The following is a 20,576-nucleotide window of genomic DNA, read 5'->3' on the forward strand; positions in this document are numbered from 1 at the left end:
CAATAACCGCTCCAAGTTCGGTCAGTAATTCAACGAATCGCGGGTAGCCGCGATCGATGTGAGCGACGTCGTGAACGGTCGTGACACCGTCGGCGACCAGGCCGGCGAGGACCAGACCGGCGCCGGCGCGGATATCGGAAGCCCATACGTCCGTCGATGACAACTGATCAACTCCGCGCAGCACCACATGGTGACCGTCGACCGTGGCATCGGCTCCGAGGCGCATCATCTCGTCGACGAACCGGAAGCGCGCCTCGAAAACGTTCTCGGTAATCACGGAAGCCCCCTCGGCAATAGCGGCGATGCCAATTGCCATCGGCTGGAGGTCCGTCGGGAAGCCCGGGAAGGGCAACGTTTGATAGTCAACAGCCTGGGGGCGGCGCTCCATGCGCACGCGGAAACCGTGCTCATAGGTCTCAACATCCGCCCCTGCCACCTTGAGCTTCTGCAGTGCGAGGTGCAGGTTCCGCGGCGCAATGTCGGTCACCGTGATGTCCCCCTTGGTCATCGCGGCCGCGTACGCCCACGTGCCGGCGACGATGCGGTCCCCCACCACCGTGTGTTCGGTGGGGTTGAGTTTGTCCACGCCTTCGATAGTGATCGTGGAAGTGCCAGCACCGGAGATGCGGGCGCCCATGGCATTGAGCATGTTGCAGAGATCAACGATCTCGGGCTCGCGCGCGGCGTTTTTCAGAACGGTCGTACCGTCGGCTAACACAGAGGCAGTCACGATGTTTTCCGTCGCGCCGACGGACGGGAAATCGAGCCCGATGGTCGCACCGACAAGGCGCTCGGCCTTGGCCACGACTGCGCCATGCTCGATGTGGGTCGTGGCTCCGAGCTTCTCCAACCCGGACTGGTGCATGTCCAGGGGGCGCGAGCCGATGGCGTCGCCGCCGGGAAGCGCCACATGGGCCTCGCCACAGCGGGCGGCGAGCGGGCCGAGGACCGCAACCGATGCCCGGAACTGGCGGACAGCTTCAAAGTCGGCGTGCGGCGAGACCTCGGCGGGCGTCGTGATGCGCACAACGGAACCGTCAATGTCGACCTCGCACCCGAGGCCGACGAGGACGTCGCGCATCAGGGGGACGTCGAGAATCTCGGGGCAGTTGCGCAGTGTGGTCGTGCCCTCGGCAAGAAGCGCGGCCGCCATGAGCTTGAGCACGCTGTTTTTTGCACCGTCTACCTTGACAACGCCCTCGAGTCGGGCGCCGCCGTGGACCTCAAATCGTTCTTTCACTCCGCCCACACTACCGAAGTGCTGCTACGGCAGAGCCCCGATGCGACGCGCCGCGTTGACCGCCTCGTAGCGGGTGTGCGCGCCAAGCTTGCGCATCACGCTGCGCAGGTAAGACTTCACAGTTTCCGCGCCGATTCCCATCTCCTCGGCCGCCTCCACGTTCGTGTGACCGAGGGCAACGCAGGAAAGGACATCGAGCTCACGGGCCGACAGCTTCGTGGACTGCTTCACGCGAACCGGCGACACCATCTGGTCACAGAGCTGCTCGAGTTCCTTGCGCACCGTGGTGTCCTCCACCCGGTTGGCGAGCATGCGCAACTTCGAATGAGTGGAGCGGACCTGCTCCCACTCGGCGCCGTTCATGACGCGACCGGCGTTGGTGACCCCTTTGCCGCCGTCCGAGCGTCGCAAAGCGGAATTGACCGCAAGGTCTTGCTCGAGCGTGCGTGCCGTCATGGTGACTTCCTCGATGACCTTGTCGCCGAGGCGGACGGGCGAGTGGACTCCCACGTAGAGCACCCCGCGAATCTCGCGCTGGACGATCACGGGAACGGCGACGACGGAGTGCAGGCCCTCGTCCTGGATCTCCTTGTCGTGTTCGTGGGAGATGACGTTGGCGCGGGTGTAATCCGAAATGCCCACGGCGCGGCGGGTAGCCACGACGCGACCTCCTACGCCGGCGCCCGGATCGAGAATGAGGTTCTGCAACGCGGGTGTGCGCAGGCCAATCCACTGCGTAATTTGCAGTCGGTTGTCCGAAAGCAGGGTGCCGTACATGGCAACCGGGATACCGGTGGCCGTCTTCAGGGCCGTCAGTGCCGCCCGGATGGCGTCGTCATCGTCCCGGACTGTCTGTGCTTCCATCATCGTTCCTTAGGTTTCCACCCCAATGGGTGTCCCCAAAGGGGTACACCGGGGTGTCCGGATTTGACCGCGGATCCCCGTCATCATATCGCGCTTTCGGGGGTGGCCAAATTCCGCCCCATCACCCCCAGGACCCACACGTACAGACCGTATAGACCAACCGGTCTATTAGGTCCGTACTACTCCTTCCATATTCGGGGTGTACACTCAGCCCCGTACTGACACGCGGAAGGCGCGGACGTGCCGCGAGACGAGTCCTGATGCGGCCCACGAAGCTCCACCTCCCGCCGTCGAACAACCGAAAGGACCTAACACTTATGGCGAACATCGCGAATAACGTCCTCGACCTCGTGGGCGGCACTCCGCTGGTCGAGCTCCACACCGTCCCCGGCAACGCCGACGCACGCGTGCTGGGCAAGCTGGAGTTCTTCAACCCGGCCAACTCAGTCAAGGACCGCATCGGTAAGGCCATCGTCGAGGCAGCTGAGGCTTCCGGTGAGCTGAAGCCGGGCGGCACCATCGTCGAGGCAACCTCCGGCAACACCGGTATCGCGCTCGCTTTGGCCGGCGCCGCAAAGGGTTACAAGGTCATTCTCACCATGCCGGAGACCATGTCGACCGAGCGCCGCGTCATCCTCCGTGCTCTCGGTGCAGAGCTCGTCCTCACCCCGGGTGCGGCCGGTATGAAGGGCGCCGTGGAGAAGGCAGACGAGATCGTCGCCTCCAACGACGGCGCAGTCCTGGCCCGCCAGTTCGAGAACGAGGCCAACCCGAAGGTCCACTACGAGACCACGGGTCCGGAGATTTGGAACGACACCGACGGCAAGGTCGACATCCTCGTCTCTGGCGTGGGCACCGGCGGCACCATCTCCGGTGCCGGCAAGTACCTCAAGGAGCAGAACCCGGACGTCCAGCTCATTGCTGTTGAGCCCGCGTCCTCGCCGCTGCTGTCCAAGGGCGAGGCCGGCCCGCACAAGATCCAGGGCATGGGCGCGAACTTCGTGCCGGCCACCCTCGACCGCGGCATCGTCGACGAGATCCTCACTGTCACCAACGAAGACGCCGTTGAGTACTCGCGCAAGCTCGCCCGCGAGGAGGGCATCCTCGGCGGCATCTCCACCGGTGCCAACCTCAAGGCAGCCCTCGAGGTTGCGGAGCGCCCGGAGAACGCCGGCAAGACCATCGTCTTCATCGTCTGCGACTTCGGCGAGCGCTACGTCTCCACGGTCCTCTACGAAGACCTGCACGACTAAGCCTTCGCTTTTCGACGCCACACAATGCCCCGCGCTCTCCGCGCGGGGCATTGTCCTGTTCGCAGGCGGGTTGTGCATTGGTACAGTCAAGGCCATGTTGAAGGTCATCACGATGGTCAAAGAGGATCTGGCGAATGCGCGCGTCCACGATCCCGCCGCCCGAGGCGACGCCGAGAACGCACTCGTCTATTCGGGTCTTCACGCCATCTGGGCGCACCGGGTGAGCCACTGGATGTGGACCCGCGGCCACAAAGGCCCGGCTCGCATTCTCGCCCAGTTCACCCGCTTCCTTACCGGCGTGGAGATCCACCCGGGCGCGACCATCGGCCGCCGATTCTTCATCGACCACGGCATGGGCATCGTCATCGGTGAGACCGCTGAGATCGGCGACGGCGTCATGCTCTACCACGGAGTCACCCTCGGCGGGCAGGTCCTCACCCAGACCAAGCGCCACCCCACTATCGAGGACAATGTCACCATCGGCGCCGGAGCGAAGGTCTTAGGCCCGGTAGTCATCGGCGCGAATTCCGCCATCGGCGCCAACGCGGTGGTGACTAAGTCAATTCCCCCGAACTCCATCGCAGTAGGTATCCCTGCCAAGGCGCGCGAACGCACCGAGGAAGAGACGAAGCACCTCGTCGACCCGGACAAGTACTTCGACTCCGGCAGCTACATGATCTAGCGCACCCCCCGTGAAGCAACAAAGCCCGCCTGCCGGAATTCAACTCCGGCAGGCGGGCTTTGTTATGCCCTACCCCACAAGGTCTTTGTATTCGGGGTTTTTGGCGATGTAGCCGGCAACAGCCGGGCACGCCGGGACTACCTTGAGGCCCGCGGCTCGGATGTCGTCGAGTGCAAACTTGATCAGGGGCTTGGACAGGCCCTTGCCCTGGTACTGCTCCTCCACCACGGTGTGGGGCAGGATGCGGGAGCCGTCGCGGTCGCGATAGGTGGCGAATCCGGCGACGTTGCCGTCGATGCGCAGTTCATACTGGCTTGCGTCGTGGTTGATTGCCAGTTCGTAGTCGGTGGTGTCTGCCATGGTGATTCCTTTCTTCGGGTGGAACCAAGCCTAGCCACACACGGGCCATATTGGAGACGCACAAAAGCCTCCCCCTTATAAAAGGGAGAGGCTTTAAATGTGGCCAGAGCCAGGATCGAACTGGCGACCCCACACTTTTCAGGCGTGTGCTCTACCGACTGAGCTATCTGGCCAGAACCGCTCCGTAAAGCTGTTCTGCGACCCTGACGGGACTTGAACCCGCGACCTCCGCCGTGACAGGGCGGCGCGCTAACCAACTGCGCCACAGGGCCTTATTCTCTTGTTCTGTACCCGCTCTAGCGCTTTCACACTGTCGCTTGCACGAGTTGTTACTCTACACAGAGTCGCAGAAACTCCACAAATCCGCACTATAAGCAGCATGTTGGCGCTGTTTCCCCGCATTTCGGCGGCACCGTTTTAACCCCTTCGCCCCCACTCCGACCCGGGTACGCGAAAACCCCGGAACACTATCAGTGCTCCGGGGTTTTATCGTGCGACCCTGACGGGACTTGAACCCGCGACCTCCGCCGTGACAGGGCGGCGCGCTAACCAACTGCGCCACAGGGCCTTATTTTCTTGTCGGAACCATCCCAGAAAGAGACGATCCTGTACCCCCAACGGGATTCGAACCCGTGTTGCCGCCGTGAAAGGGCGGAGTCCTAGGCCACTAGACGATGGGGGCCCGCTGACCTAAAGCGCGACGCTTTCAGACAGCCCGCTCATCATAATCCAGCCACTCCGCTGCCACCAAACCGAGGCCCCTAACAGCCCCGTTGCCTGCATGACCTGCGGTAGTCTCATCGGCATGAGCGAGCACGAACACGGTTACGCGGCGCAGCGCGCGAAGTATGTGTCCCGCGTGAAACGCATCGAGGGGCAAGTACGGGGCATCGAGCGGATGATCAGCGAGGACAAGTACTGCATCGATATCCTGACCCAGATCTCGGCGATCACCTCGGCCCTCGAGAACGTCGGGCTCGCGCTTCTCGACGACCACCTCAAGCACTGCGTCACCGACGCCATCGTTGACGGGCACGAGTGCGATCCGGGTCATTCCGACTGCCCGCGAAGCAACGACACGGCGAGCGCTAAGGTCGAGGAAGCAATGCAAGCTATCAGAAGGATGGTGAAAAGCTAGTGGCTACGGCCGAGATCCTGGACGCAGAACTCAACCCAACCAAGGCCGAGGTGGCCTCTGCCTACTCCCCGCTCACAGCTGTCGACGGCTCGTACAGGGCGGTCGACGCCGACAACGTTGTCGGCATCGAAGTGCTCGTGGGCAAAGACGCCGAGGGAAACCAAGCCCAGGTCGGCTTGACCTACCGCCCGGCGGATCAGGCGTTGGACACCGAGCTCACGCGCCTGGCGCACTCGACGCTCGGCGAGCGCTCCGTCGCCTATCTCACCGACGACCCTGTTGGCGTCCGCGAGATCATTCGACTCATTCTCTCCGGGGACTCAGGAGCTGACTTCAGCAACGGCGCGCCACTGTTTTCCGTGCGCGGAAACGGTTTGACCCCAGAGGCGACGGTCGCCGACGTGGAGATCGAGGAATCCAACGGCTGGACGTCCTTTGGCTCCGTCGTGGTCGACGGCCAGCCGCACCGCTACGAGTTGCGCATCCAGAGAGTTATCCACGGCCCTACCGCCGACAACGACGCGCTCGCGCTGGTGCGCGAGGACGACGCAACCTTGATCCGCCTCGAGGTATGGCGCTAGACGTGCGACTTTAGGCCGGCTTTAGGCCGAAGCCAGTCTCCACCCGAGACGAAAGCAAGGCACCGCTGCTGCTCACAAACCAACAACAGCGGTGCCTAACTCTTGTGGGCCCTCCGGGGCTCGAACCCGGGACCTGCGGATTAAAAGTCCGTAGCTCTACCAACTGAGCTAAAGGCCCATCCCACCACCAAAGGTGCGACGTTGCACTAGTGTAGCGTCCCCGCGCCGCACATTCCGACTCGGGGTAGCACAACGCCTCCACCAGAGCGGGCTGGAGGAGGCGTCGATAAGCGCTGCGCTACTTCTGCATCGTGCCGGTCTCGGCGATGCGGTTGTGGAAGTCGAAGGCATGCTGCAGGTTGTGCGGGGTGGCCTGGAACTTCGACTTGGAGGCCAGCTCCACGTACTCCTCGAGGAGCGGGCGGTAGCTCGGGTGAGCAATGGCGATCATCTTCTGGACGCGGTCGCGCGGTGCGAGGCCGCGCAGGTCCGCGACACCGTACTCGGTGATAAAGACCATCGCGTCATGCTCGGTGTGGTCGACGTGAGACACCATCGGAACGATCGCGGAGATCGCGCCGTCCTTCGCCACCGACGGCGAGATGAAGGACGAGATGTAAGCGTTGCGGGTGAAGTCGCCGGAACCGCCGAGCGCGTTCATCAGGCGGGAGCCGTTGATGTGCGTGGAGTTGGCGTTGCCATAGATGTCGGCTTCGATCATGCCGTTGGAAGCGATCAGGCCCGTACGGCGGATGACCTCCGGGTGGTTGGAAATCGACTGCGGGCGCAGAATGATCGACTCACGGTAGCGGGACGCCTCGCTGTTCATCTTCTCCGCGTACTCCGGGGACAGGGAGAACGACGTCGCGGAGGCGACGGTCATCTTGCCGGCGTCGATAAGGTCGACCATGCCGTCCTGAATAACCTCGGTGTAGGCCTGGATGTTTTCGAACTTGGAGTCCATCAGACCCGCCATGACGGCGTTCGGAACATTGCCCACGCCGGACTGCATGATGTAACCATCGTACGCGAGGCGACCGGCCTTGACCTCGTTCTCGAGGAAATCGAGGAAGTGGCCCGCAATCTGCTTGGACACGTCATCCGGCGCCTTGAACGGGGCGTTGCGGTCCGGGTTGTTCGTCTTAACGACGGCAACGACCTTGGACGGATCGATCTCGATGTAGGTGGTACCAATGCGGTCGCCGCACTTGGTAATCGGGATCGGGATGCGGTTCGGCAGCGGCGGCACCAACCAGATGTCGTGCATGCCCTCGAGCTCAGGCGACTGCCACTCGTTGACCTCGATGATGATCTTGGAGGCGGCATTGAGGTACTCCACGGAGTTGCCCACGGAGGAGGACGGCACGATGTTGCCGTCCTCGGTAATGCGGACTGCTTCGACGATGGCAAGGTCGAGGTCACCAAAGAAACCCTGCTCAACCATCATGCCGGAGTGGGACAGGTGAATGTCCTGGAACTTCATTTCGCCGGCGTTGATCTTGTTGCGCATCGTCGGATCCGACTGGTACGGCATGCGGTAGCGCAGCGCGTTGGCCTCCGCAAGAACGCCGTCGCACTCGGGGGCGGTGGAGGCGCCAGTAAAGAGATCGATACTGAAGTCCTGGCCCTTGTCGTGCGCATCCTTCGCCTTTTCGGCGATGGCGCCGGGCAGAGCCTTCGGGTATCCCGCGCCGGTAAAGCCGGACATGCCCACCTTGTCACCATGGTTGACAAACTGAGCGGCCTCTTCGGCCGTCATGACCTTGTCGCGCAGCTGCGCGTTTGCGATCCGATCACTCATGAAGATCTCCTTAGTCGTAGCGGACTGTGACTCCACCTTATTGTGACCTACGCTTCACTGCCATTCACCTCATTCCCATAATTTGATGGATAACTTTGCAAGACTGTTAATCTGGCAGGTGACAACAGTCCCCCCGCATTTGCATCCCCGCTAATCTCGCGCTAGTGGGCGCGGCGACTACCCCCGCTTCGTCCCCCCGAGGCAAACGTTGGGTGTCGCGGCGCGGAATTAGACTGTTCATGGCGAAAAGGGAACAATAGGAGCACTATGACACAGCTGCTGCCGCCGAATGTGGCTCCGGCCCCGCTTCGGATCGGGGGCTACGAGCTCGACTCCCCCGTGATCCTCGCGCCCATGGCGGGGGTAACCAACATGCCGTTTCGCGTGCTGTGCCGCGAAATCGAGGAATCCCTCACCGGGACCTCGTCTGGGTTGTACGTATGCGAGATGATTACTGCCCGCGCACTCGTCGAGCGCAACGAGAAGACGCTACATATGACGACGTTCGCGGACGTTGAGAAGCCGCGCTCCATGCAGCTCTACACCGTCGACCCCCGTTACACGTACGAGGCCGTGCGGATGATCGTCGAAGAAGACATCGCCGACCATGTCGACATGAACTTCGGCTGCCCCGTGCCCAAAGTCACGCGCCGCGGAGGCGGATCCGCGATCCCCTACAAGCGCAAGCTGTACGGCAATATCGTTGCCGCCGCCGTTCGCGCCGCGGAGGGCTCCGGAATCCCTATCACAGTGAAGTTCCGCATCGGCATCGACAACGAGCACCACACGCACCTCGACGCGGGCCGAATCGCAGCCGAAGAAGGTGCAGCCGCCGTCGCGCTCCACGCCCGCACCGCCGACCAGCGCTACTCCGGAATGGCCCACTGGGGCGAGATTGCCCGGCTTGTCGAGCACATGGAGCCCACGGGGCTGCCCGTCATCGGCAACGGCGATATCTTCGCCGCCGAAGACGCCGCCCGCATGATGAGCGAAACCGGCTGCCACGGCGTCGAGGTCGGCCGCGGCTGCCTCGGCCGGCCGTGGTTGTTCGCCCAACTCGGTGCCCAGCTGCGCGGCGAGGAGATCCCCGGTGAGCCCACGCTTGGCGACGTCTCCCGCATCATCTACCGCCACGCCGAGCTGCTTGCCTCCCACGACGGCGAAGAGCACGCGTGCAGGGACATCCGCAAGCACACGGGTTGGTACCTGCGCGGTTTCCCCGTGGGAGGCGAGTTCCGCAAAAACCTTGCCCGTGTCGAGTCTCTCGCCGAGTTGAGCGAGTTGCTCTCCACCATCGCCGACTCGACAGAACTGGCGGAAAATGCCGATGACGCCCGCGGGCGGCAGGGCTCATCGTCCAAGGTCGCCCTCCCCGAGGGCTGGCTCGACGACCCAGAAGACGACACCGTGCCCGAAGGCGCGGAGATAGACAACAACGGAGGCTAGAAACATGGAAGCCGGTAAGACCGCTCCGCTTCGCACGGTGTACCGCGATCACTTGGAGGCGTTCTCGCACGACCTCCTGGAAATGTGCGACCTCGTCCGCGACGTGATGTCGAACGCCTCCGTTGCCCTTCTAACGCAGTCCCTCGACCATTCAGAGGAAGCACTGTCGTCTTTGGACGGGCTTGAGGAAATCCGCCAGCGGTGTGAGAACCGCAGTATGAAGCTGCTCGCCCTTGAGAATCCGGTTGCCTCAGACCTGCGCCAGGTCGTGTCCTCGATCTACATCGTCGAGGACTTCCAGCGCATGGGTGTGCTCGCAATGCACGTGGCCAACATCGCTCGGATGCGCCACCCCCACCCCGTCGTACCCGAGTCGATGGTCAGTTGTGTGGCCGAGCTGGCCCGTCTCGCCGACGACTTGGGGACAAAAACCCACGATCTTCTGGTCGACCCCGACGTCGAGGTCGGCATCACCCTGCGCGACGACGACGATGCAGTTGACGCGATGAGCAACTACATCCTCAACGCGGTAACCCACCCAAAGTGGGAGCATAGCGCCCGCGAAGCCGCCGACCTGGCGCTGTTGAGCCGCCATTACGAGCGGTACTCCGACCACTGCATCAACGTCGCGGCACGGACCGTCTTCCTCATCACCGGCCTCAAACCGGAGGCCTACTTGGAAAAGCAGTGCATCGCGGACGGTTTCGAGATGGACCAAAAACTCGCCGCCATCGAGCGCCGCTTCCGGCCGGGCCAGTCGAACAAGCCCACGCTGTAAGCGGCGCCGCGACGGCGGCGAGTGAAGTGCGGGTGTGGCTTAGCCGAAGCGGCCCGCGATGTAATCTTCGGTTTCCTTCTTCTCGGGGTTTTCGAAGATCGTGGTGGTGTCGTTGAACTCCACCAGGTGGCCCGGCTTTCCGGTCGCTTCGAGGGAGAAGAACGCCGTCTTGTCGGACACACGGGCAGCCTGCTGCATGTTGTGGGTCACGATCACGATGGTGTAGTCGTTCTTCAGCTCGTGGATCAGGTCCTCCACAGCCAGCGTGGAGATCGGGTCGAGAGCGGAGCAGGGCTCGTCCATGAGCAGCACCTCCGGGCGCACCGCAATGGCGCGGGCGATGCAGAGACGCTGCTGCTGGCCACCGGAAAGGCCGCCGCCCGGCTTGTCAAGGCGGTCCTTGACCTCTTCCCACAGGTTGGCGCCGCGCAGGGACTCCTCGGCAACCTCCTTGAGCTTCTTCTTGTTCTTCTCGCCGGAGAGCATCAGGCCCGCCACGACGTTGTCCTCGATGGACATGGTCGGGAAGGGGTTGGCCTTCTGGAACACCATGCCGATGGTGTTGCGCACGCCGACCGGGTCGACCTTCGGGCCGTAGATGTCGTGGCCGTCGAGCAGGATTTCGCCGCGGACGGAGGCGTTCGGAATGACCTCGTGCATGCGGTTGAGGGTGCGCAGCACGGTCGACTTACCGCAGCCGGACGGACCGATGAACGCGGTCACAGCCTGGGCCGGGATGTGCATGTTGACGTTCTGCACGGCGTGGAAATCGCCGTAGTAGATGTTGACGTCGTTGAGTTCGAGCTTGGACATCTGGGGTTCTCCTCAGTGGTTGTATGTAGTGGCTGTGCGCGTTACTTCTTCACCGAGAAGCGGGACGCAATGAGACGGGCCAGCAGGTTGAGAGTGATGACGAGAATGACAAGGGTAAGGGCTGCGCCCCAGAGCCTGTCCATGGCGGCGCCGGTTGCGCCAGATTTCCACATGTCGAGCATGAACAGCGGAAGCGAGGACTGAGGCTCGCCGAACAGGCCGAGCCAGTTCAGTGCCGGAGTGGAGCCGACGAGGATGAGCACCGGGGCGGACTCACCCATGACGCGGGCGACGGCGAGCATGATGCCGGTGACGATGCCCGACAGAGCGGTCGGCAGAACAATTCGCGCGATGGTCTTCCACTTCGGAACACCCAGCGCGTAGGACGCTTCGCGCAGATCCATGGGAACGATGCGCAGCATCTCCTCGGTGTTACGCACCACGATGGGCACCATGAGGAGAATCAGGGACAGCGACACCGCGAAGCCGGAGCGCTGCTGCCCCAGGACAGTGATCCACAGTGCGTAGATGAACAGGGCTGCAACGATGGACGGGACACCGGAGAGGATGTCCACCATGAAGGTGGTGATCTTGCCCAGGCGGCTTCCGTTGGCGTACTCCACGAGGTAGATCGCGGTGAACACGCCGATCGGGATGGAGAACAGGGAGGCAACCAAGGTCTGCATCAGGGTGCCGGCGATGGCGTGGAGCGCACCGCCGCCAACGCTGCGGGCGCGGACGCCGACCATATCTTCGGTCCACCAGGAGATGTCGAATACTGCGGACCAACCGCGGCCGACCACGGTGATCAGGAGCCACAGCAGTGGGATAAGAGCGATGATCATGCAGACCCACATCAGAAGGCCCATCATGGAGTTCGTCGTCTTACGGCTGCTGGAGATGTCCGTAAACGGGGTGCGCTCGACGTCAGAGACGGGGCGGTCGGCAGTCGCGGAGGTTGCGTTTCCGCCGCGGTTGTCGTTGGGGGTGTTAGAAATTGCGGTACTCATTGGTTCGCTTCTCCCCTTACTTCTTCTTGTTGACGATCGCGCGGGCAATCGAGTTGACGATAAAGGTCAGGATGAATAGCACGAGACCCGCAGCGATGTAGGCGCCGGCGCTGGTCGCGTTGTTGAACTCGGCAGAGGCGTTCGCGATGTGGGTTGCGAAGGTCGATCCGCCGTCGAAAAGCGAACCGCGGTACAGAAGACCCGGGGACACGACCATGTAGAGCGCCATCGTCTCACCGAGCGCGCGGCCGAGGCCGAGCATGGAGCCCGCGATGTAGCCGGAGAGGCCGAACGGAATGACGGTCATGCGGATGACCTCCCAGCGGGTGGCGCCGAGGGCCAGTGCAGCTTCGACCTGTCCCGGAGGGGTCTGGACGAAGACTTCGCGGGCGGTGGCGGCAATGACCGGGAGAATCATGACGGCGAGGACGATGCCACCGGTGAGCATGTTGCGGCCCGTCGCGAACGACGGGGAGTTCTGGTAGTGCGCGAACAGGAAGAAGTCGCCACCCCACGAGTTGATCCACTCGTAGAACGAGCCGAGCCTGGGGCCGAGCACCTGCGCACCCCACAGACCGAACACGATCGAGGGGACCGCAGCCAGCATGTCGACGAGTGTGCCGAGCGGGCGCACCAGCTTCTTCGGTGCGTAGTTGGAGAGGAACAGTGCGATTCCCAGTGCCACGGGCATCGCGAGCACTAGGGCGATGAGCGAGATCGTGACTGTGGAGAGAAACAGGTTCGGAATACCGAACTGCATGGCATCCAGGTTGGCGGTCTGCCACTGTCCGCGGTAGGTGAAGAAGCCGAGCAGGCCTCCCTCATTCCGCAAGAGCGGAGGAATTGCCTGCAGGAGCAGAAACAGGCCAATGGCAGCGATGATCACGGTGATGAGTGCCGAGGACGCCGTCGCGAGGAATTCGAAGACGCGGTCGCCGGGGCGCTTGACAGCCGTACCCGTCGAAGCGACGGCGGCGGTTTCAGTTTCAGGCGTTTCTGCTGCGAGGAGGGGCGTGCCAGTGGAATCGACCATCGTTGTCGGGTTGCTGACTTCGGTAGTCTCAGCGCGGCGATCATCACGGTTGGTGCCAGGCAGGTGCTTTTCAGCCATAGTCACGGTCCTTTTATGTAATTGCACGGAGCGGGTGTCACCCGCGTTAAACCTGTCGCGGTGACGCGAGGAAAACAGTCATGCATGGGAGTGCCCCCCAAGCCAGACGGATCCGGACGGGGGGCAAACTCCGGTGCAATGGAGTTGCGAAACGCGACTCTTAGCCGATTGCAGCGACGGCCTCGCGGAGGCGCTCAGCGTGGCGGCCCTGGACCGGGATGAAGCCCTCAGCAGCGAGCTCGTCGTCCTGGGAGTCGAGAGCGACGTTGAGGAAGTCCTTGACCATGTTGCTGGTCTGCTCGTCGTAGCCAGCGGAGCAAACGATCTCGTAGGTGGTCAGAACCAGCGGGTAGCTGTCAGCGGCGTTGGATGCGAACAGAGCAGCGGAGTCCACGACCATGTCGTGACCCTCGGTGGTGAACTCCATGGAGTCGAGAGCGTTGCCGACGGTCTCGGCGTTGAGCTCGACCGGGCCGTTGCCGAAGTCGATGTTGGCCATGTTCTCAGCGAAGCCAGCCTCGACGTAGGTGATAGCACCCGGGGTGGAGTTAACCTGCTCAGCAACACCGGTGGAGCCGTTGGCGCCAGCGCCGACGGTGGCCGGGAAGGCCTTGCCGGAACCGGTCCATGCACCGTCGGAAGCAGCAGCCAGGAACTTCTGGAAGTTGTCGGTGGTGCCGGACTCGTCGGAGCGGTAGATGACGGAGATGTTCTCGTCCGGAAGCTCAACGCCCGGGTTGGACTCGGCGATGGCCGGGTCGTTCCAGGAGGTGATGTTGCCCTGGAAGATGTCAACAAGGTTCTCGACGGTCAGGTTGAGCTCGTCGACGCCGTCAAGGTTGTAGGCGATAGCGACCGGGCCGATGACGAACGGCAGGTGCCATGCGTCGTTGTTGCCACAGCGCTCGTATGCTTGTGCAATCTCGTCGTCCTTCAGCGGGGAGTCGGAGCCGGCAAATTTGGCCTGGTCAGCAATGAAGTTCTTGATGCCGTTGCCGGAACCGGTGGCGTTGTAAGCGAGGTTCGCACCCGGCACCTCCTCCGAGTAGCGGGCACCGAAGTAGTCCATCGCGTTCTGCTGAGAGGTAGCACCCTCGGCGACGAGCTGGCCGGTCTGGCCGGTGAGCTCGCCTGCGACTGCGGTAGCGGTCTCGGTGGCGGTCTCAGACGCGGTGGAGGTGGCGGTAGCCCCATCCTCGGCGGCGTTCGAGCAAGCAACCAGGGAAGCGGAAGAGACGGCGACGACGCCGATGACGGTTGCAGTGCGCTTGAAATTGCGGTTCACGAGGTACCTTTCAGGTCCAATAACAGGTCATTGTCCGAGAATCGGCCCTCGTGCGAGGGCATCGCCCCTCCGCAAGGATCATGGTTAAGCCACGCCAAGCAGAATTCGGCGACGGTCCGATTTCTCACACGCGTAAAGCTACGAAACGATTGTTAACCGTTGGTATCGGTCGGGGTGAACAATCAGTTAACTTTTCAGGCAATCTCAGCCCGTTCGAATATGCGCACTTCAAACGGTTTTTATTCAGGTATGGCATACACCACATGAGATTCACTGACGCGGAATCCGAGCGCCCTGTAACGGCGAACCGCACGCTCATTATCGGACTCCACATAAAGAATAACTTTGTTCACTCCAGCCCCAACCAGGTGTTTTAGCCCCACTCCCATAACTGGCGTGCCGAGGCCACGGCCGCGAACCGCGGACGACAACCCCACCACGTATACCTCGCCTACCCCCGCGGAGTGTTGCTTCGTCCAGTGGAAGCCCGCCATGTCGCCGTCTTCGTAGAGGAACCAGACGCCCTCCGGCGAGTACCAGGCAGCACCGGTGGCGTCGCGCAACCGCTTGAGATCCCACCCTCCCTGCTCGGGGTGCCAGGAGAACGCGTCGTTGTTGACCTCGAGCCACTGCTGGTCCACGCTCTCGACCCCGTACCGCTCGACCGCCTCGGGGTACGGCAACGCCTCGACACCCTCCGGGAGGCGCACGTCCGCGGCCTGAATCAGCGCCTCCCCGGAGATCTCCATGACATAGAGCTCTCGCGTAGGTACCAACCCCAGCGAGGAGGCTGTGGCCTGGGCGCCAGGTAGATTGCCGTGCGCCCACAGCCCAGCCGCCGGATTGATCCGAAGCACCTCGGCCGCCAGGTCCTTGCCCAGGCCGCGCCGCCGCGCGTCCGGGTGGACGACAAGTTCTGCAGACCCGTCTGGGGCCAGTGCCGCCAACCCCACGAGTGCGCCGTCGACGCGCCTTTCAAGGTGCTGGTGGCCCGCGCCGCGCTCGTCGCCGCGCTCGAGACCTCGCACGAATGCCTCCGAAAACGCCGCAAACCCATCGTGTTCTTCGGCTGCCGCTAGTAGCTGAGTGCGCTCACCTGTGTCAGACATGCCACCAGGCTACGGTACAAATAGGGGTGTGGAATTCCGAGCGTGGAATAAGGTCCGGCGCCGGCGCGCGCTCGCTGCGGCGACGCTCGCCGCGCTATTGGTAGCGTCCCTCGCGTTAGTTGATGCCGCCATCGCTTCGCGCACGGAGCGCGCGCTGTCTCTCCAGGCGGTCTTACGCGACAATCTTCCCACCGCCCCGGATGTCTACATCGGCGGATTTCCCTTCCTCGCCGCCGTAGCCGCGGATTCGGTGCCGGCTGTGAGGGTCAGCTCGTTGGATGTCCCCGTCGACGGCGTCGGGGTGGTCAACGCTTCAGCGGAAGCATTCGATGTGGACATTCCGGGGGACAAGATTCTCGCCGCGGATTTCACTGGGGGCGAGGCGACCCTGGTGCGCCGAAAGATTCGCCTCGACGGTGTCGCGTTCGGAGCGTTGCTCGGGATGACCGACCTGGACATCGCCAACCCGTACGACATCTCCCCGCGCGGCGGCGTGGCAAGCCAGGCGCAGCTCATGGGTACTGTGCCTGATACCGACACCCCCGCGACGGTGGTGGTAGCGCTTCGCCTGACCGACGGCGTGTTCGAGATGCGCCCGAGCAAGCTTGTCGACGTCGCCCCCGAGGACACCGAACGAGTCCTCGACGCGTTCACGCTGACATTCGACACCCGCGACTTTCCCCTAGGTGGCCCAGCTGGACTCGTGCAGCTCTCCGGCGGCTCGATCGAGTTTTCACGCGACCGGATGAACGTCACACTCAGCCCGGAAGATTTCACTCCCCTCGCTACGCCAGCTGACCTGTAACCGAGGGTGTGCTTGCGCTTTCTCGACCGTGTCGGGCAGGTAGGTACCCTTGCACATATGGACAACAGCTTGGACAACGACAGCGCGAACACTAGCGCGAACACCACCGCGAGCCTCAACGGCAGCGAGGCCGTGAATCTGGCTGCAGAGCAGTCGAAAAGTACTGCCCACCGCAACATTCCCTCCCCCGACTTTGAGGGCTTCCCGTTGGAAGATGACACTGCCAACCTGCGGCAGGGCCCCTCGCTTCACGACGGCCTCCTTGCCCTCCTCCCCCTCGTCGGCGTCTGGTCAGGCTCCGGCCAGGTCAACGACAACGGCGACGAGTACGCGTTCGGACAGCAGCTGGTCATCTCCCACGACGGCGAGAACTACCTGCGGTTCGATTCCCGCACGTGGCGCCTCGACGAGGACGGCAATTCGACCGGCGCTGATCAGCGCGAAATCGGGTTCTGGCGGATCTCGCTGAAGGACGAAATCGAGGTCACACTGACCAACTCACGCGGCTTGGTCGAGATCATGTACGGCGAGCCCGTCAACGAGCGCGCCTGGCAGCTGGAAAGCGCCTCCACCATCGTCACGGCCACCGGCCCGGCAGCGCACGGACCCGGAAAGCGCCTCTATGGGCTTTTGCCGAACAACAACCTCGGTTGGGTGGACGAGCGCCTCGTGAATGGGGAGCTTATTCCCTATATGTCCGCCGAACTCAAGCGCGTGGCCGGCTAGCTGTCGGCGGCGTTCAGGGAGGCGTCGATAAGCGCGGCGATCTCGTCGAGGTTGTCGGGCTTGTTGAGCTTCTTGCCGTCGATGTGCGTCACGCGCACGCCACGCCGCACCGAGCTGAGCAACCAGACGGACTCGGCCGAGAACAAGTCGTCAACGTACAGCGACTTAGCTTTGCACTTCCACCCGTGCGCGGACGCGTAATCGAAGACCGCCCGCTGCGTCGTACCCGATAGGATATCCGGGCCCGGCTCCGGGGTGCGCAGCCGCGTGCCGCGCTTGACCACGAGCACCGACGACGTCGCACCTTCGAGGACCCGGCCCGTCGCCGGCTCGATATAGATAACGTCGTCGCAACCCTGGCTTTTCGCCCAGCGCAGCGCGGCCATAGTGGCGGAATAGTTCAGTGTCTTCGCACCCTGGCCGAGCCACGGTGCGGCACCCCGGCCCGTATCGATGGTGTAGCCGCGACCGGTGGTGAGCACCTTGACACCCTTGCGGCGCTGCACCTCAAGCTCGGGCTTCGGCGGCCTGACCGTGATCCACGCGGTCGGCACGCCCGTGGATTCCCGTCCGCGGGTCATCGTCCAGGTGCATGCTGCCTCGGACGGGTCGCCGGGCTGGAGCCCGCGCTCACGAACGAAATCCGCCACCGCCTCGCGCGTGGCTGAGATCCACTGCTGCTCCCTCGGCTCAGGAAGATCAAGGGCGGCAGCTGACGCCCGGAAGCGCTTCATGTGTTTATCCAGGTTGACGGCTTTTCCGTCGCGGACGAGGATCGTCTCGAAGATGCCGTCGCCGCGCGTGACGGCGGCGTCGTCCCAGAAGACGTGCGGCATGGTGGGGTTCTGTCTGCGCAGCGATCCACCAAACGGTTCCACGAGGTAGATCACCGGCGGCGGGGGCAGAAGCGAGGGGGCCATGTCTTTCCATTATGCACGTATGATCGGGGCCGTGACTGAGGAAAACGTGGTTGATCTGTTGCCCTACCGTTCTCCGCTTCTCGCCCGTGATGGCGCCGCCGAGTTGCCGGATGCTGAGGCATCGCTTCTCGACGCCACAGGGGTCGCGTGGCACTACGGCGATCCACTCGGTGAACAGCACGCGATCGCGCACCAGCCGGTCATGGTGGACCGCTCTCACCGGCGAGTTCTGCGTGTCTCGGGTCCCGATGCCGCGACTTTTCTTAACAACTTGCTCTCGCAGAAGCTTATCGACGTCACTGCGGGCTTCTCCGCAGCAGCGCTCGACCTCGACATGCAGGGCCATATCCTGCACCACGTAGACGTGTACGCGGACGGTTCAGCCTTCTACCTCGACATGCCTAGCTACCAGGCGCGCAGCCTGATCGACTTCCTTGAGCGCATGGTGTTCTGGTCGGAGGTCACGATCGACGAAGCCGACCTGGCCATCCTGACAGTCCTCGCCCCGGCCGGCTCCGGATCCGGCTCCAGCACCGCGCTCAAAGCTGTCGACGCTGTCGACGCCGTCTTCACACGATCAATTCCTGGCTGGGGCCGCGTGGACAGGTTCGATGTCGCCGTGCGACGCGACGACCTGACGGCGGCGGCCGACGCGTTCGTCGCCGCGGGCGGGACACTCGCGGGGCTCATGGCGTTTACTGCCGAGCGTGTGTTTGCCGGCGAGCCCGAACTGCGGGCCGACTTAGATGAGAAGTCCATCCCCCACGAGGCCCCCATGCTAATCAACCGGGGTGAACACATCGGCGCAGTCCACCTTGAAAAGGGCTGTTATCGCGGGCAGGAGACAGTCGCACGGGTGGAAAACCTCGGCCGTTCTCCGCGCCTTCTCATCCTGTTGCATCTCGACGGATCCGCGCCCGTCGAGCCTGCCACCGGCGCGCAGATCACCCTAGGCGGCAGAAAGGTGGGCCGGCTCGGAACCGTCGTGCACGATGCCGACTACGGTCCCGTCGCGCTCGCGTTGGTGAAACGATCCGCCCTTGGTGGCGCCGGTGAGGTCACCATCGCCGGCGATGTCGAGGTCGCCGCGCGCGTCGATCCGTCCTCGCTCCCCCGCGATGAGGGCGACCACGCGGGACGTCGCGCTGTGGAGAGCCTGCGCGGCCGCGAGTGAGGGTGCGGGCGTTTTAGCAGGTCAGGTGCCGTTGCAGATTTTTTTTGGACGACAGGCTATTATGTTCCACAGGACAAAATCAGAACATAATTTTCAGAGGCCGCCCTTATTAACCGGGTCGCCCAAAGAAACCACCTCAAGGGGGTCACGCCATGGGTCGCGGACGCGCCAAAGCAAAGCAGACCAAGGTTGCTCGCCAACTCAAGTACAACACTCCTGACATGGACCTCGAGTCCCTGCAGCGAGAGCTTGCCGGCCAATCCCCCCGCGATGACTGGGATGACAGCGACGACAACGACGATCCTTACGCCGATTACGGCAACTGGGGCGCCAGCCGCTAAACCAGCCGCCGCGCACGGCACCGCATAAACCCCGGGTCTGTCCACCCGGGGTTTCGTCGTTTCTAGTAGTGCGGGTGGTTGCCGGTCAGCGTGGCGCGGGCGGTCTCGCCGTCCTCGGCGCGACGGACCTCGCCGAGCACCCAGCTGTCCACGTGGCGCGCGGCAAGAATGGCCAGCGCCCTGTCGCGGTCCTCAGGGGCGACAACGGCGACCATGCCGACGCCCATGTTGAACGTCTTCTCCATCTCGGAGTCCGGCACCTGGCCGATAACGCGGATCGTGCGGAAAATCTGTGCCGGGGTCCAGGACCCACGGTTCATCTCCGCCACCTTGCCCTCAGGGATGATGCGCTCCATGTTGCCGACGAGGCCGCCGCCGGTGACGTGGCAGAACGTGCGCACCTCGCACTCGCTGGCCAGTTCGAGGCAGTCGAGGGCGTAGATACGGGTCGGCTCGAGGAGTTCCTCGCCGAGGGTGCGGCCAAGCTCTTCCATGTGCCCGTCGAGGGCCAGTCCGCCGCGCTCGAGCAGGACGTGGCGCGCCAGGGAGTAACCGTTGGAGTGCAGACCCGAGGACTTCATGCCGATGATGACGTCACCCTCGCGGACGCGGTCCGGCCCGAGCAGCTCGTCAGCTTCGACGACACCGACAGCGGTGGCGGAGACGTCGTAGTCCTCTGGGTCCATTACGCCCGGGTGCTCAGCGGTCTCGCCGCCGAGCAGGGCACAACCCGCCTGGACGCAGCCTTCTGCGATGCCGGCGACGATCTCGGCGACCTTCTCCGGGACGACCTTGCCCACGGCGATGTAGTCCTGCAAAAACAGCGGCTCGGCGCCACAAACGACAAGGTCGTCGACGCACATGGCGACTAGGTCGATGCCGATGGTGTCGTGCTTGTCCATTGCCTGGGCCACCGCGAGCTTGGTGCCCACACCGTCCGAGCCAGCCGCGAGCAGCGGCTCGCGGTACTTACCCAGGGCGAACAGGCCGGCGAATCCGCCGAGCCCGCCGCGAACCTCCGGGCGGCTGGCACGCTTGGCCAGCGGGGCGAACAGCTCGACGGCCTTGTCGCCGGCCTCGATGGAGACGCCGGCGGCTTCGTAGGAAACGGGCGTGGTGTCGTCAGTGGGCCTCGTCAT

The 20,576-nt window shown here is 63.5% G+C and carries 21 protein-coding genes and 5 tRNA genes; 10 read left to right on the plus strand and 16 right to left on the minus strand.

Annotated features, from left to right (window positions below; all coding sequences use genetic code 11):
- Together murA and ramA are read right to left on the minus strand one after the other, a co-directional pair.
- On the minus strand, positions 1 to 1,240 hold a 1,240-nt coding region (murA, locus tag VVR41_RS04095; protein WP_368523710.1), incomplete at its 3' end, for a UDP-N-acetylglucosamine 1-carboxyvinyltransferase.
- A gap of 24 nt (positions 1,241 to 1,264) precedes the next feature.
- Complete coding sequence (gene ramA / locus VVR41_RS04100) at positions 1,265 to 2,104, minus strand: acetate metabolism transcriptional regulator RamA (RefSeq protein WP_368523711.1); 840 nt, start codon at positions 2,102 to 2,104, stop codon at positions 1,265 to 1,267.
- A gap of 317 nt (positions 2,105 to 2,421) precedes the next feature.
- Here ramA and cysK point away from each other — a divergent pair, with 317 nt between their 5' ends.
- Positions 2,422 to 3,357 carry a cysteine synthase A gene (gene cysK, locus VVR41_RS04105; protein WP_320597760.1) on the plus strand — a complete coding sequence of 312 codons (936 nt, stop codon included), beginning with the start codon at positions 2,422 to 2,424 and terminating at the stop codon, positions 3,355 to 3,357.
- A 94-nt stretch (positions 3,358 to 3,451) separates the two neighbouring features.
- A complete protein-coding gene (gene epsC, locus VVR41_RS04110) occupies positions 3,452 to 4,039 on the plus strand; it encodes a serine O-acetyltransferase EpsC (RefSeq protein WP_321101459.1) in 588 nt (195 codons plus the stop codon).
- Positions 4,040 to 4,108: 69 nt separating this feature from the next.
- Here epsC and VVR41_RS04115 read toward each other — a convergent pair whose 3' ends face one another.
- The 5 genes from VVR41_RS04115 to VVR41_RS04135 all read right to left on the minus strand — a co-directional run bounded on the left by VVR41_RS04115 (position 4,109) and on the right by VVR41_RS04135 (position 5,081).
- Positions 4,109 to 4,399 carry a GNAT family N-acetyltransferase gene (locus VVR41_RS04115; protein ID WP_321101461.1) on the minus strand — a complete coding sequence of 97 codons (291 nt, stop codon included), beginning with the start codon at positions 4,397 to 4,399 and terminating at the stop codon, positions 4,109 to 4,111.
- Positions 4,400 to 4,499: 100 nt separating this feature from the next.
- A tRNA-Phe gene (locus tag VVR41_RS04120) sits at positions 4,500 to 4,572 on the minus strand.
- Positions 4,573 to 4,597: 25 nt separating this feature from the next.
- Positions 4,598 to 4,671 (minus strand) — tRNA-Asp (locus tag VVR41_RS04125).
- A gap of 222 nt (positions 4,672 to 4,893) precedes the next feature.
- Positions 4,894 to 4,967 (minus strand) — tRNA-Asp (locus tag VVR41_RS04130).
- Between the two features lie 41 nt (positions 4,968 to 5,008).
- Positions 5,009 to 5,081 (minus strand) — tRNA-Glu (locus VVR41_RS04135).
- A 123-nt stretch (positions 5,082 to 5,204) separates the two neighbouring features.
- Between VVR41_RS04135 and VVR41_RS04140 the strand changes: the two genes are divergently transcribed.
- Together VVR41_RS04140 and VVR41_RS04145 are read left to right on the plus strand one after the other, a co-directional pair.
- On the plus strand, positions 5,205 to 5,537 hold the full coding sequence (locus tag VVR41_RS04140; protein ID WP_368523712.1) for a metal-sensitive transcriptional regulator: 333 nt from the start codon (positions 5,205 to 5,207) through the stop codon (positions 5,535 to 5,537).
- Complete coding sequence (locus VVR41_RS04145; RefSeq protein WP_368523713.1) at positions 5,537 to 6,118, plus strand: CG0192 family protein; 582 nt, start codon at positions 5,537 to 5,539, stop codon at positions 6,116 to 6,118. The genes VVR41_RS04140 and VVR41_RS04145 overlap by 1 nt, the downstream gene beginning before the upstream one ends.
- 105 nt (positions 6,119 to 6,223) lie before the next feature.
- Here the strand turns inward: VVR41_RS04145 and VVR41_RS04150 are convergent.
- A tRNA-Lys gene (locus VVR41_RS04150) sits at positions 6,224 to 6,296 on the minus strand.
- Between the two features lie 120 nt (positions 6,297 to 6,416).
- Entirely contained in the window at positions 6,417 to 7,919 is a 1,503-nt protein-coding gene (locus VVR41_RS04155) for an acetyl-CoA hydrolase/transferase family protein (protein WP_368523714.1), read from the minus strand.
- A 267-nt stretch (positions 7,920 to 8,186) separates the two neighbouring features.
- Between VVR41_RS04155 and dusB the strand changes: the two genes are divergently transcribed.
- Both dusB and VVR41_RS04165 read left to right on the plus strand, forming a co-directional pair.
- Complete coding sequence (gene dusB / locus VVR41_RS04160; RefSeq protein ID WP_368523715.1) at positions 8,187 to 9,365, plus strand: tRNA dihydrouridine synthase DusB; 1,179 nt, start codon at positions 8,187 to 8,189, stop codon at positions 9,363 to 9,365.
- A 4-nt stretch (positions 9,366 to 9,369) separates the two neighbouring features.
- Positions 9,370 to 10,143 carry a phosphate uptake regulator PhoU gene (locus VVR41_RS04165; protein WP_368523716.1) on the plus strand — a complete coding sequence of 258 codons (774 nt, stop codon included), beginning with the start codon at positions 9,370 to 9,372 and terminating at the stop codon, positions 10,141 to 10,143.
- Positions 10,144 to 10,182: 39 nt separating this feature from the next.
- Here the strand turns inward: VVR41_RS04165 and pstB are convergent, their stop codons facing one another.
- The 5 genes from pstB to mshD form a co-directional block, all read right to left on the minus strand.
- The gene (gene pstB, locus VVR41_RS04170) at positions 10,183 to 10,956 is read right to left on the minus strand and encodes a phosphate ABC transporter ATP-binding protein PstB (protein WP_321103474.1); all 774 of its coding nucleotides are present in this window, start codon (positions 10,954 to 10,956) and stop codon (positions 10,183 to 10,185) included.
- A gap of 41 nt (positions 10,957 to 10,997) precedes the next feature.
- Positions 10,998 to 11,966, minus strand: coding sequence for a phosphate ABC transporter permease PstA (pstA, locus tag VVR41_RS04175; RefSeq protein WP_321103476.1), 969 nt, complete (start codon positions 11,964 to 11,966; stop codon positions 10,998 to 11,000).
- Positions 11,967 to 11,982: 16 nt separating this feature from the next.
- Positions 11,983 to 13,077: a phosphate ABC transporter permease subunit PstC gene (gene pstC, locus VVR41_RS04180; protein WP_321103478.1), complete on the minus strand. Its 1,095-nt coding sequence runs from the start codon at positions 13,075 to 13,077 to the stop codon at positions 11,983 to 11,985.
- 160 nt (positions 13,078 to 13,237) lie between these two features.
- Entirely contained in the window at positions 13,238 to 14,362 is a 1,125-nt protein-coding gene (pstS, locus tag VVR41_RS04185) for a phosphate ABC transporter substrate-binding protein PstS (RefSeq protein ID WP_368523717.1), read from the minus strand.
- 239 nt (positions 14,363 to 14,601) lie between these two features.
- Positions 14,602 to 15,471: a mycothiol synthase gene (mshD, locus tag VVR41_RS04190; protein ID WP_368523718.1), complete on the minus strand. Its 870-nt coding sequence runs from the start codon at positions 15,469 to 15,471 to the stop codon at positions 14,602 to 14,604.
- A 28-nt stretch (positions 15,472 to 15,499) separates the two neighbouring features.
- Between mshD and VVR41_RS04195 the strand changes: the two genes are divergently transcribed.
- Together VVR41_RS04195 and VVR41_RS04200 are read left to right on the plus strand one after the other, a co-directional pair.
- The gene (locus tag VVR41_RS04195) at positions 15,500 to 16,276 is read left to right on the plus strand and encodes a DUF2993 domain-containing protein (RefSeq protein ID WP_368523719.1); all 777 of its coding nucleotides are present in this window, start codon (positions 15,500 to 15,502) and stop codon (positions 16,274 to 16,276) included.
- Between the two features lie 57 nt (positions 16,277 to 16,333).
- The gene (locus tag VVR41_RS04200) at positions 16,334 to 17,002 is read left to right on the plus strand and encodes an FABP family protein (protein ID WP_368523720.1); all 669 of its coding nucleotides are present in this window, start codon (positions 16,334 to 16,336) and stop codon (positions 17,000 to 17,002) included.
- Here VVR41_RS04200 and VVR41_RS04205 read toward each other — a convergent pair.
- Complete coding sequence (locus tag VVR41_RS04205; RefSeq protein WP_368523721.1) at positions 16,999 to 17,922, minus strand: aminodeoxychorismate lyase; 924 nt, start codon at positions 17,920 to 17,922, stop codon at positions 16,999 to 17,001. The genes VVR41_RS04200 and VVR41_RS04205 overlap by 4 nt on opposite strands.
- 19 nt (positions 17,923 to 17,941) lie before the next feature.
- On the opposite strand from VVR41_RS04205, the gene VVR41_RS04210 reads away from it, so the two are divergent.
- Positions 17,942 to 19,096 (plus strand): folate-binding protein YgfZ, encoded by a 1,155-nt coding sequence (locus VVR41_RS04210; RefSeq protein WP_368523800.1) that lies wholly within the window; start codon positions 17,942 to 17,944, stop codon positions 19,094 to 19,096.
- Between the two features lie 152 nt (positions 19,097 to 19,248).
- Complete coding sequence (locus VVR41_RS04215; protein ID WP_368523722.1) at positions 19,249 to 19,437, plus strand: DUF3073 domain-containing protein; 189 nt, start codon at positions 19,249 to 19,251, stop codon at positions 19,435 to 19,437.
- Positions 19,438 to 19,499: 62 nt separating this feature from the next.
- Here the strand turns inward: VVR41_RS04215 and purM are convergent, their stop codons facing one another.
- On the minus strand, positions 19,500 to 20,576 hold the full coding sequence (gene purM, locus VVR41_RS04220) for a phosphoribosylformylglycinamidine cyclo-ligase (protein ID WP_368523723.1): 1,077 nt from the start codon (positions 20,574 to 20,576) through the stop codon (positions 19,500 to 19,502).

The sequence above is a fragment of the Corynebacterium sp. LK2510 genome, from assembly GCF_040946405.1.
Taxonomy (GTDB): domain Bacteria; phylum Actinomycetota; class Actinomycetes; order Mycobacteriales; family Mycobacteriaceae; genus Corynebacterium.